The 14,040-nt window shown below is 50.1% G+C and carries 11 protein-coding genes; 7 read left to right on the forward strand and 4 right to left on the reverse strand.

Annotated features, from left to right (window positions below; translation table 11 throughout):
* Nucleotides 1–11 precede the first annotated feature (11 nt).
* From ACZ5ZV_RS08870 to ACZ5ZV_RS08880, 3 genes are read left to right on the forward strand one after another with little or no spacing between them, the layout of a single operon-like run.
* Complete coding sequence (locus ACZ5ZV_RS08870; protein ID WP_464121039.1) at nucleotides 12–680, forward strand: hypothetical protein; 669 nt, start codon at nucleotides 12–14, stop codon at nucleotides 678–680.
* A gap of 44 nt (nucleotides 681–724) precedes the next feature.
* Nucleotides 725–1,822 (forward strand): TIGR04552 family protein, encoded by a 1,098-nt coding sequence (locus ACZ5ZV_RS08875; RefSeq protein WP_464121040.1) that lies wholly within the window; start codon nucleotides 725–727, stop codon nucleotides 1,820–1,822.
* A 2-nt stretch (nucleotides 1,823–1,824) separates the two neighbouring features.
* Nucleotides 1,825–2,562, forward strand: coding sequence for a lysophospholipid acyltransferase family protein (locus ACZ5ZV_RS08880; RefSeq protein ID WP_464121041.1), 738 nt, complete (start codon nucleotides 1,825–1,827; stop codon nucleotides 2,560–2,562).
* Between the two features lie 55 nt (nucleotides 2,563–2,617).
* Here the strand turns inward: ACZ5ZV_RS08880 and ACZ5ZV_RS08885 are convergent, their stop codons facing one another.
* The gene (locus ACZ5ZV_RS08885; RefSeq protein ID WP_464121042.1) at nucleotides 2,618–3,991 is read right to left on the reverse strand and encodes an SH3 domain-containing protein; all 1,374 of its coding nucleotides are present in this window, start codon (nucleotides 3,989–3,991) and stop codon (nucleotides 2,618–2,620) included.
* A 126-nt stretch (nucleotides 3,992–4,117) separates the two neighbouring features.
* On the opposite strand from ACZ5ZV_RS08885, the gene ACZ5ZV_RS08890 reads away from it, so the two are divergent.
* The 3 genes from ACZ5ZV_RS08890 to icmF are packed head-to-tail and all read left to right on the forward strand — an operon-like array spanning nucleotide 4,118 to nucleotide 9,043.
* Complete coding sequence (locus ACZ5ZV_RS08890; RefSeq protein ID WP_464121043.1) at nucleotides 4,118–4,978, forward strand: 3-hydroxybutyryl-CoA dehydrogenase; 861 nt, start codon at nucleotides 4,118–4,120, stop codon at nucleotides 4,976–4,978.
* A 19-nt stretch (nucleotides 4,979–4,997) separates the two neighbouring features.
* On the forward strand, nucleotides 4,998–5,795 hold the full coding sequence (locus ACZ5ZV_RS08895; RefSeq protein WP_464121044.1) for an enoyl-CoA hydratase/isomerase family protein: 798 nt from the start codon (nucleotides 4,998–5,000) through the stop codon (nucleotides 5,793–5,795).
* A gap of 5 nt (nucleotides 5,796–5,800) precedes the next feature.
* Nucleotides 5,801–9,043, forward strand: a complete 3,243-nt coding sequence (gene icmF / locus ACZ5ZV_RS08900; protein WP_464121045.1) for a fused isobutyryl-CoA mutase/GTPase IcmF — start codon at nucleotides 5,801–5,803, stop codon at nucleotides 9,041–9,043.
* A 220-nt stretch (nucleotides 9,044–9,263) separates the two neighbouring features.
* Here icmF and ACZ5ZV_RS08905 read toward each other — a convergent pair whose 3' ends face one another.
* Together ACZ5ZV_RS08905 and ACZ5ZV_RS08910 are read right to left on the reverse strand one after the other, a co-directional pair.
* Nucleotides 9,264–10,949 (reverse strand): hypothetical protein, encoded by a 1,686-nt coding sequence (locus ACZ5ZV_RS08905; RefSeq protein ID WP_464121046.1) that lies wholly within the window; start codon nucleotides 10,947–10,949, stop codon nucleotides 9,264–9,266.
* A 228-nt stretch (nucleotides 10,950–11,177) separates the two neighbouring features.
* Nucleotides 11,178–12,722, reverse strand: coding sequence for an NAD(P)/FAD-dependent oxidoreductase (locus tag ACZ5ZV_RS08910; protein WP_464121047.1), 1,545 nt, complete (start codon nucleotides 12,720–12,722; stop codon nucleotides 11,178–11,180).
* Between the two features lie 115 nt (nucleotides 12,723–12,837).
* Here ACZ5ZV_RS08910 and asd point away from each other — a divergent pair, with 115 nt between their 5' ends.
* Entirely contained in the window at nucleotides 12,838–13,665 is an 828-nt protein-coding gene (gene asd, locus ACZ5ZV_RS08915) for an archaetidylserine decarboxylase (RefSeq protein ID WP_464121048.1), read from the forward strand.
* 4 nt (nucleotides 13,666–13,669) lie between these two features.
* Here asd and queD read toward each other — a convergent pair whose 3' ends face one another.
* Complete coding sequence (gene queD, locus ACZ5ZV_RS08920) at nucleotides 13,670–14,029, reverse strand: 6-carboxytetrahydropterin synthase QueD (RefSeq protein ID WP_464121049.1); 360 nt, start codon at nucleotides 14,027–14,029, stop codon at nucleotides 13,670–13,672.
* Nucleotides 14,030–14,040 lie beyond the last annotated feature (11 nt).

Here is a 14,040-nt window from a genome sequence, read left to right on the forward strand (position 1 = left end):
AGGAGGCGATTATGACTAACTCTTTCTTTAAAAACAAAATGCTGGGTGTGCTGCTTTTGGCGGTTCTTTCTCTCAGTGCCTGTGCCAAGAAAGACGGAAGCGCCATCCGAGTAGCAGGTCGCGGAGCAGCCACAGGCGGAGTATCACAAGGTGGTACGACGACTGCGCCTAATGGCTCCTGCAACACCAGCACCGCAGGTAAGATCTTTGACCCTTACGCTGCTTCCACTTTTGAACAGCAAGTGAAAAGCTTTGTTTCCGCGACTTTGGATCCGCAAAATCTAGGTTCCATCAGCGGTAACATCTACGACAAAACAGGAATAGATCTTTTTGCGACCTTCCGCTTCGACAGCACAGGGAACATTGTGGCGGGCAGCTCGAATGTGACAATCAAGATCTTCGATTCTTACGCCAAACAGGTTTACAACGGTCAGGTGATTGAACCTTATGTGGTTCAGTTCAACGCAGCCTCTGAAGGCATGATTGATCGCAATACGCGTCAATTCCAGGTCAAGTTCAGAGACGGTTATGGTGAGATCATTTTCCAAGGTTCTTATGACAACAGCATCGCGCAGGGTACTGTGTACTATCAGAACTATACGGCGGTGAGCGGTTACTCTCCAGCCAGCGGGACTCTGGGTTCCTTCCGCCTGTACTCTTGCTCTTTGATTACGCAATAAGCGGCGCGTCTTGCCTCGCCCCCTGTCGAGTTTAAGATAGGGGGATGCCTCAACGTTTCATTTTCGACTCATCTATACTGGACTCCGTTGTCGGAGGACATTCAGCCATTGATATTCCAAGGCTGAATATTCATTCTCTCGAGGCTGCCAGTTCCTTTTTGTTAAGCTATGGCTTTGATTTGAACCAACAAACCGATGAGGAAAAGCTTTGGTACTACCATCGCCGCGCCCTGGTGTTGATGTTGGAAAAGTTGGGTTTTCAGGAGGCCGAGCTTCCGGAGGTCTTTCGCGACCGTAAACAGCTGGGTGATATTCGCCAACTGTTAATCTATGCCAGCTCTCAGAACCCGGAAGAACAAACCCTGCAACGCTGGGCCTGCGCGATCATTCGCTGCATGCACGTTTTTGTGCACGCTGAAAATGATCTGTTCAGTTCTTTTGCCGAGGAAATTCAGTCCCAGATTCTGACGCCGTTTCAGGATTGTATTCTGCATGACGGCAACACGCATCGCACTTTCCTGAAGAGTCCGGGGGACCACCTGGATCCGATTGAGCTTTTGGGTTTTGAAGTAAAGCCTTTTAAAACCTCTTCCAGTACGGTGATCAAACTTCTGGCCAAGCCGGATGCTTTGGCGATGAAGATCTTTGATAAGCTCGGGGTCCGTTTTGTGACCCGTAATTTGTTTGATACCTTCCAGGTCGTGCGTTTTCTGGTGAAGGAAGATGTGATCAGCTTCCCGCACATCATGCCGGATCAGAGCTCCAACAATCTGTATCCCGTCAGTCTTTTCATGAAGGTTTGTGATGATCTTTCCCATCGATTGGACACTCTGGATGAAAAAAGCATTCAAGAGGCCTTTGATCAGAAACTTCAGGAGGAAGGCGACAACGTGAAGTTCTTGCGCAAAGAAAATTTCTTCTCGGGCGAGGACTACCGTTTTATTAAATTTATTTCCCGTAAACTGATTCATATCAAACCACAGGGTGGCAAAGAGGCCTTTAGCTTCTTCTATCCGTTTGAGGTGCAGATCATGGATCACGCCGCTCACGAGCGCATCTTGTCCGGGCCTTCAGAACATCAGGCCTATAAAGAGCGTCAGCGTACGGCGGCCCGTAAACGTCTTTTCCCGGACCCGAGCTGATTATGTTTTTAAAGCTGTTGTCTTATCCTCGTTCATTGATCGGCGTGGTGTTGTTGCCTATTCACACGGTGTTGTGCGCAGGGGCCATGGTGATCGTCAATATCCTGTTTAATAATCGCAAGATTGAAGATCACATTGTGGAATTTTGGACTCGCAACTGCTGTCGCATGTTTGGTGTGAAAGTGGTCGTGAAAGGCCTAGAAAATCGCCCGGAAGGTGGATTTTTGTACGTCTTTAATCACACCAGTTTTTTTGATATTTTTGCGATGAATGGCTGGTTGGGAAGCTTCCGTTTTGGTGCTAAAATTGAGCTGTTCAAGATTCCTGTTTTTGGTGCCGGGATGAGACGAGCGGGCATCCTGCCTATTGCGCGCAATCGCCGGGACGAGGTCTTTAAAGTTTATCAGGCGGCGGAAGCGCGCATTCGTGCGGGCGAACGCTTTGCTTTGGCACCAGAAGGCACACGCCAAGAGACCGAGACGCTGGGCTCCTTTAAATCGGGTCCGTTTATCTTTGCCATTAACGCGAAAGCCCCCATCGTTCCAGTCATTGTCAAAGGGGCGGCGGCGATTATGCCCAAAGGCTCTTTCCTTCCGAACTGGGGCGTATGGAGTCGCACAATCACTTTGGAGGTTTTGCCTCCCATCAGTCCGGAAGGATACACTTTGGATCAGCGTCCGCTGTTGCAGGAAAAGGTTCGAAAAGTCATGGAACCGTACTTCGCCGTGGATAATTTCTAAGAGGCTTGTGAAGAACAAGTGTGCGGGGGCGTGGAACTAAGCTCTGCTGAAGAGCTTAGTTGCGAACGACATTCCAGGTGTTGCCTTCCAACGAGCTGCGCAGTTTCACGCGCGCACTTCCGGTATCCACATGAATCTGAATTTGTGAGTTAGGCAAGGACTCAATCTGGGTCAGACGCAGAATCTTGGGGTTGCGGTGATACGCTGACTCAATGGCTTGCGCCAGTTTGTCCCAGCGGATGAAGGGTTCAAAGCTTTTTCCCTGATTGGTGCTTTTGAAGGACCCGACGAACCATACGCCGCTAGGGTGGATGCTGACGGGATAATTTTGCTTTCCAAATTGCGGGATGGCGGTCCAGGTCAGGCCGTCGTCCGTGCGGTAGACGCCTTCTGAAGAAACCAGTCCCCGAACAGAGGTTTTGCTTTCAAAGGCGATGGAATAGATTTCTCTTTTCAAAAGCGTTTCGGTCAGAATGTTGGAGGCAGATTCTTGTTTTACCTCTGGCAAAAGCAGGTCAGTTTTTTTCCACCAGACTTCGCCGTGACCGTCGATGCGACTGACTCCCCAGATATGAGCTTCCGGTTTTTGAATCTCCACACGGGCGCGCAGAGGCGGGCCGTAGGATGCAGAATCCGGGCGCACAACGACTCCACGCACAGGGCTTGTGACGTAGCCCAGGATTTCGCTCATGGGAACGTTTTCACCTTTTTTGGTCAGGATTTTGTTGTTATTGCGAAAGGCCACCGTGATCCAGTTTTTCTTAGGATGGTAAGCCAAAGTGGCAAAATCCGCGCGGTTCACAAAATGGGTGATATCGACATACCCGATGTGATTTTTATAGCGAATGCGCAGGAAACCATCGTTGGTCAGCAGCGGAGTCACTCGTTGCAGACGGGGCAGGGTGGTCAGCACTTTGCTGTCGCTGGAAGGTTGTGCCCGAATGTAGGTGTCGATCAGATTGACATAAACACCGGCATCGTCATGGCGTGAAGTCAGGTGCTGCAATGCCACCCAGCCTTCCGAGTTGGTTTTCTTATCGCGCACTCGCGCCCAGTAGTCATCACACTCCAGAACTTCCAGTGTGTACTTTCCAGGCACCCCTTTGACGATCGAGGCATCACTGCGATTCAGGCTTAGCAGGTTGATCGGGTAGCGCGTGTCGACAAAGCGGGCGACCTGGATATCGCGCAGAATGCGATCCCCCGTCATGGTGTATTCTTTGTGATCCCAGGCGACCTTGAAAGAAGCGTCCATCTCCGAACGAATCAGGGCTTTTTCCAGAGAGCTTCGACTCACCTGGCCAGAGGGAAAGGCGCTGTTTTTGTTGCGGTAAAAAGAGACGGCCGACGTAGCGTCGGTGGCTAAAGCCGCAAAAGTGCTGGAGGAGGCAAAAATGATCGACAGGGACAGGCTTAAGACTGAACGCATTTCTCTATTGTGAGGGGGCGAAGGACGTCCTCTCAAGACCAGAAGTGAGAACTTTTGACGTCAGGACCAAAGTGAAGTACGAATTCGGGGTTGGTTTTTGTTTTTATAACGCAGAGTGAGGTTTTTATGGAGATTAAATCTATTGGTGTTGTTGGTGCGGGTCAAATGGGTAATGGGATTGCTCAGGTGGCGGCTCAGTTCGGTTTCAATGTCGTGATGATGGATGTCAGTGGGGCGGCTTTGGAAAAAGGCATGGCCACGATCTCTGGCAGCTGTGATCGCCTGATTAAGAAAAACGCCATGACCGAAGCTGATAAAACAACTCTTTTGGGACGTATTAAAACTGTCCAGGAAACTGCTGGTCTAAAGGATTGCGATATCGTGATCGAAGCCGCGACTGAAAACGTCGATTTGAAGCTTAAAATCTTCAAAGATCTGGATGCGATCGTAAAACCAGAAGCGCTTTTGGTGTCTAACACATCCTCCATCTCCATCACAAAAATTGCAGGCGTGACCAAACGTCCAACAAAAGTGGCAGGTATGCACTTTATGAATCCAGTGCCTTTGATGAAGCTGGTGGAAGGCATTCGTGGCTTGCAAACTTCTGATGAAACCTTCAAGACAGTGAAAGCTCTGGCGGAAAAAATGGACAAAGTTTTTGTTGAGTCCGTGAAAGACATGCCAGGCTTTATCGTCAACCGCATCCTGATGCCAATGATCAACGAAGCTGTTTACACACTTCATGAAGGTATTGCTACTGTTGAGGCGATCGACAACGCGATGAAGTTGGGAACCAATCAGCCAATGGGTCCATTGACTTTGGCAGACTTTATCGGTTTGGACACTTGTCTTGCGATCATGAACGTGTTGCATGAAGGTCTGGGTGATTCCAAATACCGTCCATGCCCGCTATTGGTGAAATACGTTGAAGCGGGTTGGTTGGGTCGCAAATCAGGTCGTGGCTTCTACGACTATTCTGCGAAGTAATTTTTAGCAAGGACTGATAATGGATTTCTCTTTTAGCACAATTAAACTTGAACAAAAAAGCAACGCTGTCTGGCTTCTGACGATTCATCGCCCGGAAGCTTTGAACGCCTTGAACTCCACGGTTTTGAATGAAATGGGTGAAGCCCTTCGTCAAATCGGTGAGATGGACTATTCCGATGCGCGCGCGCTGATCATCACAGGTAGCGGTGAAAAAGCGTTCGTGGCTGGTGCGGATATCAAAGAAATCAATGCGCTGGATGAAGAAAAAGCGCTGACTTTCGCTGAACGCGGTCAAAGCATCTTCCATGAACTGACGTTATTGAAAATCCCTGTTATTGCGGCAGTGAATGGCTTTGCCCTGGGGGGCGGCTGTGAACTGGCTTTGGGGTGTGATTTTATCTATGCTTCTGAAAATGCCAAGTTTGGTTTGCCGGAAGTTTCCCTGGGATTGATCCCGGGCTTTGGCGGGACTGTGCGCATGGCTCGTGCCATCGGTCAACGTCGCGCCCGTGAGCTGACCTATACAGGCGGCATGATCACGGCGGCGGAAGCTCAAGCCTTGGGTCTGGTGAACAAAGTTGTTCCACAGGCAGAGCTGATGAACACCGTGATGAAAACGGTCGAAGCGATTTTGTCAAAGGCGCCGATTGCCGTGGGTTCTGCGAAGTTCTCTATCAATCAGGCCTGGGACATGGACGTGGAAGAGGCGCAAAAGAACGAAGCAAGAATCTTTGCTGAGCTCTTCTCTTCTGAAGATGTGAAAGAAGGCACAAGCGCCTTCATTGAGAAACGTAAAGCTGAATTTAAAGGTCGATAAGACACATGGCATACACACCGAAGAATCCGATCCGTATCGTAACTGCCGCCGCTTTGTTTGACGGCCACGACGCTAGTATCAACATCATGCGCAGAATCCTTCAGGACATGGGCGCGGAGGTCATTCACCTGGGGCACAATCGCTCAGTGAGTGACGTCGTCAAGGCTGTTTTGCAGGAAGGCGCTCAGGGCGTCTGCATCAGCTCCTATCAAGGGGGCCACATGGAGTACTTCAAGTACATGAAGGACCTTCTGGATGAAGCCGGGGCCGGTTACGTTCGTATTTTCGGCGGTGGCGGCGGTGTGATCGTCCATGACGAAAAGAAAGAGCTTGAGGCTTACGGCATTGCTCAAATCTTCCACCCGGACGACGGACGTCGTTTGGGTCTGGAAGGCATGATCCAGATGATCGTGGAAGGTTGTGACTTCGACATTCTGGCAAAACAAAAAGAATTTAAAACCAAAAAGAATATCTTCAAAGGCGACTCCATTCCTTCTGTGGAATTGGGTGTGGCTTTGACGGCGATCGAAAATGGTCACAAGGATTCTTCCTTGAGTAATTTCGGTCTGGAGTCTTTTAAAGCCAAAGACCGCCAGCCGCTGGTTTTGGGGATCACCGGAACGGGTGGGGCGGGGAAGTCCTCTTTGATTGATGAAATGGTTCAGCGTTATCTGAACGCTTATCCAGACAAGAAGATTGCCGTGGTGTGCGTGGATCCGTCCAAGCGCAAAACCGGTGGTTCCCTGTTGGGCGACCGTATTCGTATGAACTCTTTGTCCCGCAACCACGTTTACATGCGCTCTGTTGCTTCCCGTGGTTCGGGGCGTGAAATAGCCTCCTCTTTGCCGGATATCTTAAAGTTCATCCGTCAGTTGGATTTTGATTTTATCATCGCGGAAACCTCCGGTATCGGTCAGGGCAATATGGCGATTACGGAAGTCAGCGACATGTCTATGTATGTGATGACGTCGGACTTCGGTGCGCAGTCTCAGCTTGAAAAAATCGACATGATTGACTTTGCTGACCTGGTGGCGGTGAACAAGGCCGACCGTCGTGGGGCTTTGGATGCTCTTCGTGATGTGACGAAACAATACAAACGCTCGCGAAAAATCTTTGATGAAAAAGTTCAGGTGCCGGTGTTCCTGACTCAGGCGTCTCAGTTCAATGATGGCGGCGTGAACAAGTTGTTCTTTAGACTGGCTGATATCTTAAATGAAAAACAACCCGGTCAGTGGGTGATCGACAGCAAGTACAAGGAAAACATCCTGTCTGCGGAAGAACATGTGATTATTCCGGCAGATCGCCAGAACTATCTGGCGGAAATCACCTCCACAATTCACAAATACAAAAAACGCACGGAAACTTTGGCCGAAAAAGCGTCCCAATTGGGCGGCTTGCAAAAAGTGGCTCCGCTTTTGGGGACAGAACCAGAGACGGTGAAAAAGGTCGAGGCAGAGTTGTCAGCCGAGTTCACCCAGGAAGAAATCGATCAGCTTAAAAACTATGAAGGTCTGATCGAAACCTATTCCGGCGACGAGCTGGTGTTCAAGGTTCGTGACAAAGAAATTCGTCAGCCCTTGGTGCGCGAATCCTTGTCGGGAACAAAAATCCGTCGTGTGGTGGTGCCTAAGTTTAAAGACTGGGGCGATCGTTTCCGTTATTTGAAACTGGAAAACGTTCCTGGTGAGTTCCCGTACACGGCAGGTGTGTTCCAGCTGAAGCGTGCGGACGAAGATCCCAAGCGTATGTTTGCCGGAGAAGGCACGCCGGAAAGAACCAATCGTCGTTTCCACTATCTGACCAAGGGTGAAACGGCTCATCGCCTTTCCACGGCGTTTGACTCTGTGACTTTGTACGGTCAGGACCCTGATCAGCGTCCGGATATCTTTGGTAAAGTGGGAGAGTCCGGTGTCAGCATCTGTACATTGGATGACATGAAAAAGCTTTATGCAGGCTTTGATCTGATCAATCCAAATACATCTGTGAGCATGACCATCAATGGTCCTGCTCCGATGATTCTGGCCTTCTATTTCAACACCGCGATTGATCAGCAGGTGGAAAAGAAAGAAAAAGAACTGGGTCGCAAACTTTCTCAGGAAGAATGGAATGATCTGGCGACATGGACGCTGCAACAGGTGCGCGGTACAGTTCAGGCTGACATCTTGAAGGAAGACCAGGGTCAGAACACTTGCATCTTCTCTATCAACTTTGCCCTGAAGATGATGGGTGATATCCAGGAATACTTTGTTAAGAGTAAAATCCGTAACTTCTACTCTGTCAGTATTTCGGGCTACCATATTGCCGAGGCCGGTGCGAATCCGATCTCTCAGTTGGCCTTTACACTTTCCAATGGTTTCACCTTTGTTGAATACTATTTGGCGCGTGGCTTGAAAGTGGACGACTTTGCTCCGAATCTTTCGTTCTTCTTCAGTAATGGTCTGGATCCGGAGTATTCTGTTCTGGGACGTGTGGCCCGCCGTATTTGGGCCGTGGCGATGCGTGATCTTTATAAGGGCAATGATCGCTCTCAGAAGTTAAAATACCACATCCAGACTTCCGGGCGTTCTTTGCATGCTCAGGAAATTGACTTTAACGATATCAGAACAACACTGCAGGCTTTGATTGCTCTTTATGACAATTGCAACAGCTTGCATACCAATGCTTACGATGAGGCTATCACCACGCCGACGGAAGAATCCGTTCGTCGTGCGATGGCGATTCAGTTGATCATCAACCGCGAGTTCGGCATGACGATGAATGAAAACCCAATGCAGGGTTCCTTCTTCATTGATGAGCTGACCGACTTGGTTGAAGAAGCGGTCTTGAATGAATTCAAGAAGATCAATGAGCGTGGCGGCGTTTTGGGTGCGATGGAAACTCAGTACCAGCGTTCTAAAATCCAGGAAGAGTCTTTGTACTATGAAAGACTGAAGCATGACGGCACTTTGCCGATCATCGGTGTGAACACGTTCATCGATCCAAAAACGATGGCAGCAGACTATGTGCCACCGAAGATTGAACTGGCACGTGCTTCTTACGAAGAAAAGAACGCCCAGTTGGACAATGTTCACAAGTTCCAGAACAGCCATGCTACCGAAGGCGAAAAAGAACTGCAGAACCTCAAGAACACAGTCTTGAATGGGGGCAACATCTTCGCGGCATTGATGACAGCGGCAAGACATTGCAGCTTGTATCAAATGACCCAGGCGTTGTATGAAGTGGGCGGCCAATACCGCCGCAACCTCTAGTAAAAGGTGCCTGGTTGTTTTTTCTGGCAATAGTGCGTTAGGTGTTTTGAGGAGAGATGGGGAGTCTGATGGTGAGTCGGGCTCCCTTTGTTTTTATGCTTCTTGGGGAGACTTTGGGGAGGGTTTCCCGCTGCGAGGAGAAGTCTCATAGTAGTGTTTCAAAAATAAAAACGGCCCCGCTCCTATAGGTGGAGGAACGGGGCCGTAACCTTCAGGACCGTTAGAAGGTTTTATTCACGATAAATTGAACTTTCTGACCACCCAGGTATTGGGCACTGTCACGACGAACCACAAGGTCCATGTACAGTTTTGTGGAAGATGACGGGTTCAGGTTGATCGCTTTGAGGGCGATCCCCAGCTCGTCACCCGCCAAAGTGATGGCTTCACGAGTGAAGTTTTTCTCTCCCAACCATTCAATTTTGCCATTGGTCAGTTTTTTCCAAACAACCAGTTTGTACTGGGACTGAACTTCTTCCATTGCTGGAGTCTGATCGCGGATGATCACCACACGCTCAGCCCCGGAGCCTTCAATGCGCAGGATCTGCACCTGAGACGCATTTTTCAGGTTCTGAATTTCGTCCTGGTCTAGGTCTTTCTTTTCATAGACGGCCGTTTGCTCAAAGTTCAAGGCGCCGGAGGCCACATTGAAACCATGGCGTTCTACACGTAGCAGGATGCTGTATTGACCTTCACGAGCCAGGCCCGGAGTCGCAATGGTCACGATCTTGGCCGCCGTGTTTTCCGCACGCTGTTCAAAGACCACGGCCTGGCTTTGTTGATCACGAATGACTACTGTATAAACAGAAGTCATTCGCGCAGAACCGATTGTTTCTTTGAAAGTAATCTGACCTTGCCCTTTATTGAACTGAAGTTTCAGGCCAGAAACAGTTGCGGTGCCTGCGTTGGCATCATTCCACTTCGGAGTTGTTTTCATCACGAAGACTTTCTCCCGGCCTTCTTGTCTGGATTCAGCCACAACATAAGTGAAGATCTCAGACTGTACAGTCACTTGAACTTCCGGTTTGGCTTCTGTGCCATTCAGAACAAGTTTGATTTTCTCAGACTCATCAGCCAGCAAAGCTGCCTCTTGCGGGAAGATCACGGACACTGGTTGAGTGTACTGATGGTCGAACACCTCACGATATTTTGTTACGCAGCAACGTGTTTCTTCACGGTACTTTGTGACTGTGCGAGTGCGGGCCTCAGAGCGATACTTGGTCACTGTGCGAGTTCTGGTTTCCTGACGATATTTGGTCACGGTGCGTGTGCGCAGTTCTTGTCTATAGTGGGTTTCTTCGCGGTAGCGGGTTACAGGACGAGTTTTGCGAACACGTTCGTGGCTGCATTCGCGGTCGGTGTAGGGAACCTGACGGCAGCTTGGAACATCACGGCAGACGCGAGGCCCTTCGGTGCACTCGTTGCGCGTTTTGCAGATGCGTTCACCGCGAGCATTGGTGCCACATTCGGTGATGGGTTGGCAGGTGCGGCCACCGGGTTCGCAAAGACGTTCGTTGGAACATTCCTGACGATACTTGGTGACGTTGCGGCATTGATATTCCGTATCCCAGTATTCTTCATAGTCGGTGTAGGACACGCGTTCCGTGTAAGGAACGTTTTCGTAGTAGGTTTCGGTGGTTTGGTAAGGAACATCAACTGTGTAGGTTTCTTGGGCTTGATAGGGAACATCGACGTAGTAAGTTTCTTCAGCCTGATAAGGAACTTGCTCGGTGTAGTTGGCCTGATAGGGCTCTTGTTTGTACACGTTGGCAGAAAGTTCGCCTCTGATAATGTTTCCGGATTGAGTGGTACGGGTCAGTACGGTTTGCTTGGTTTCTTGCGGAGCCGCAGACGCCGAAGCTCCGATCATCAGAGTCACAATGGCTCCGATTAGTGGTTTGAGTGTCATGAATCCCCCTTCATTTTCGACGAAGAGGGTATTTGCAAGCACCACGCCAAGACAAAAGGTGACTGCCGGGCACACCTCCGCAGAAGGGCCCACCCGGTTTTTCTGGCTACAATGCATCAGTAGGAGTGTTCGAAAAAAAGAGCCCACAGTTTGAGGGCTGTGGGCTTTTTATTGAATATATATAGTACTGCTGCGCTGTAGCCAGAAAAAACAACCAGGCACCTTTTCCTAGAGTTGGGCGATGATTTTTTCGGCTATGCGGACTCCGTCGCAGGCGGCGGAAGTGATTCCTCCGGCGTAGCCGGCACCTTCACCTGCGGGGTACAGTCCTTTGTGGGAAACACTTTCCAGAGTTTCATCGTCGCGGGTGACACGAACCGGGCAGCTTGTGCGGGACTCGACGCCATAGACTTGCGCGTCCTCTACCAAGAAGCCCTTCATGCTGCTTTGGAATTTTTCAAAACCTTCGCGCAGACGATCGCGCATGTTTTTAGGAAGAAGTTCGTCCAGACGGACATTCAAGGCTCCCGACGGGGATGAACCCGCACGCAAAGGACGTGGGCCAGTCTTGCTGTTGGTTCCATACAGGAAGTCCAAAAGATTCTGTGCAGGAAGTTCGCGTGTGCCTCCGGCCTTCACAACCGCCTGATAAGCGCGGGTTTCCAGCTCGCGACGCATTTTCATGCCACCAAAGACGTCGTCGCCGAAATTTTTGTCGTGATCAATACTGACCACAATCGCGGCATTGGCAAAAGGCGAGTTGCGGTTGTAATTGCTCATTCCATTGCAGACGATCCCATCAGCTTCGGTGCCTGAAGACAGAACATAGCCGCCCGGGCACATGCAGAAAGAGTAAACCCCAATGCCAGACTTGTTGTCGTGATGGGCCAGCTTATAGTTGGCAGCACCCAGTTTCGGGTGTTCTGAAAACTGACGATACTGAATCTTATTGATCGCCGCCTGAGAATGCTCCACACGAAGACCCATGGCAAATGACTTGCCATCAAGTTTGACGCCGATGTCGCGCAAGTGATTGATCATATCTTCGGCCGAGTGCCCTGTAGCCATAACCACATGAGGTGAGCGGAATTCAGTTCCGTGCTCTGTGCGCACACCCACGACCTGTTTTCCTTCCAGCAAGACTTCAGTGACCTGGGTGTTAAAATGAATTTCGCAACCATTGGCGCGCAGGAACTCGCGCAGTTTTGGGATCACACGACGAATTCGGTCAGATCCGACGTGAGGATTTGACAGCCATTGAATTTCTTCAGGAGCCCCGAACTGAACCAAACGGTTCATGACATAAGGAATATGCGGGGACTTGATACGGGTGATCAATTTTCCATCAGAATAAAGTCCAGCGCCACCTTCGCCGAAGCAGACGTTGTTGCGTGGATCCAGCTTGCCGTAGCGCCAGTACTGGTTAATGCCTTTGATGCGCTCGCCACTGTCAGAACCTCGCTCAAACAACACACAAGGCACGCCACGTTCCACAAAGCGCAAAGCTGCAAATAAACCCGCCGGGCCGGTGCCCACAATCAAAGGTTTTTCCTTGGGATTTTCAATGCGCTCCATTTTAAATTCGGGCAAAGACAGGGTTTCACCTTTTTCCGCAACTTCAATCGTATAAACAAAGTGCGGGGAGTGTGAGCGACGCGCATCGACGCTTTGGCGCAGAATTCGATAGGGGCCGTGTTCTGGCATCAGCCACTGGAGCTTTTCATCAAGGTCTTGATCAATAGGAATTTCGAGATTCTGGAAAATCTTGGACATGCTGCTTTGGACTCCGGGTCCCTGTTAAGGACCAAAAGGGGGTGTGTTTTGAGAACTATCATACTTGAAAGTCCTTTTGGTGACAAAGGGGTCCGTCTTAGATATAAAGATTTCTATGTCAGCAATTACAAGAATTCTTCCAAAACGTCGCCTCAGCCGCTGGATCGGTTATTTCATGCACTGGCAGGGGCCTTCTTTGTGGGCTCGCCTGTCCATCCGCGGCTTTGCGTGGATGTACAACATCGACCTGAACGAGGCGGAAAAGCCTTATTACGAGTATCCTTCCATTGGGGAGTTCTTTGTCCGTCGTTTGAAGGCGGGCATCCGACCTGTGGGGTCTTCCTGGGCGGTGCACCCGGCCGACAGTAAAATCACCCAAGCGGCGCCTATTGATGATGGCACTCTGATTCAGGCAAAAGGGCTTACCTACAAACTCAGTGAGTTCACGCAAGATCCGGACTGCTCAAAAAAATGGGCCGGTGGCTTCTTTATGACCTACTATCTTTGCCCGACAGACTATCACCGCGTGCATTCCCCGGTGGATGGGCAAATCACCGATGTTCGCTATATGCCAGGCGAGCTATGGCCGGTGAACGAGTGGAGCACCACCAATGTGCCGAACTTGTTCTCTGTGAACGAACGTGTTCTGGTCGAGATTCAAACGGATCTGGGGCCGGTGGGTGTTGTCTTTGTGGGGGCCACCAACGTGGGGCACATCGTTTTGAGTTTTGATGAGACCATCCGTGGCAATCAAAAAGGCCCGCACATCTTCCAGCATAAACAGTATTCTCCGGAAATTCCGGTTCATAAAGGCTCGGAACTGGGTATGTTCCGCATGGGATCCACGGTGGTGATGTTGTATCCACCGGCGTTCCGTCAGAAGTATGAAAAGAATCTGAATCTGGGGCCGGCCGTTCGCGTGAACGCCAGCCTGATTTCATAAGAAACTAAGCCGGGTAGGAACACTCTGTCAGGGGTGTTTCTGCCACAGTGACTTTCGTCAAAGTTGGCAGCACCAAAATGGCTTTGTCATAAAGCCATTTTGCCAAGAGCTCGGACGTGGGATTTTCAAGGCCCGGAACTTCGTTCAAAACGCGATGGTCAATCTGCTCTAAAAGAGGCTTCATCGCGGCCTGAATGTCATTATAATCAATCACCCAGCCAATTTGCGGGTCCAAATCGCCCACCAATGTCAGGATCAGCTTAAAGCTATGTCCATGCATGCGAGAACACGGATGACTTGCCGGAAGGTGAGGCAGGAATCGGGCGGATTCAATTTGAAAATGCTGCTTGAGTTCGAATTTCATGCTACTACTAT

This window comes from Bdellovibrio sp. HAGR004, from assembly GCF_055397015.1.

Bases quoted from the DNA above. Each gene is read 5' to 3' on its own strand.
- icmF (WP_464121045.1), top strand. From the start codon at position 5,801: ATGGCATACACACCGAAGAATCCGATCCGTATCGTAACTGCCGCCGCT.
- ACZ5ZV_RS08910 (WP_464121047.1), bottom strand. From the start codon at position 12,722: ATGTCCAAGATTTTCCAGAATCTCGAAATTCCTATTGATCAAGACCTT.
- ACZ5ZV_RS08885 (WP_464121042.1), bottom strand. From the start codon at position 3,991: ATGCGTTCAGTCTTAAGCCTGTCCCTGTCGATCATTTTTGCCTCCTCC.
- queD (WP_464121049.1), bottom strand. From the start codon at position 14,029: ATGAAATTCGAACTCAAGCAGCATTTTCAAATTGAATCCGCCCGATTC.
- ACZ5ZV_RS08875 (WP_464121040.1), top strand. From the start codon at position 725: ATGCCTCAACGTTTCATTTTCGACTCATCTATACTGGACTCCGTTGTC.
- ACZ5ZV_RS08870 (WP_464121039.1), top strand. From the start codon at position 12: ATGACTAACTCTTTCTTTAAAAACAAAATGCTGGGTGTGCTGCTTTTG.
- ACZ5ZV_RS08890 (WP_464121043.1), top strand. From the start codon at position 4,118: ATGGAGATTAAATCTATTGGTGTTGTTGGTGCGGGTCAAATGGGTAAT.
- asd (WP_464121048.1), top strand. From the start codon at position 12,838: ATGTCAGCAATTACAAGAATTCTTCCAAAACGTCGCCTCAGCCGCTGG.
- ACZ5ZV_RS08905 (WP_464121046.1), bottom strand. From the start codon at position 10,949: ATGACACTCAAACCACTAATCGGAGCCATTGTGACTCTGATGATCGGA.
- ACZ5ZV_RS08880 (WP_464121041.1), top strand. From the start codon at position 1,825: ATGTTTTTAAAGCTGTTGTCTTATCCTCGTTCATTGATCGGCGTGGTG.
- ACZ5ZV_RS08895 (WP_464121044.1), top strand. From the start codon at position 4,998: ATGGATTTCTCTTTTAGCACAATTAAACTTGAACAAAAAAGCAACGCT.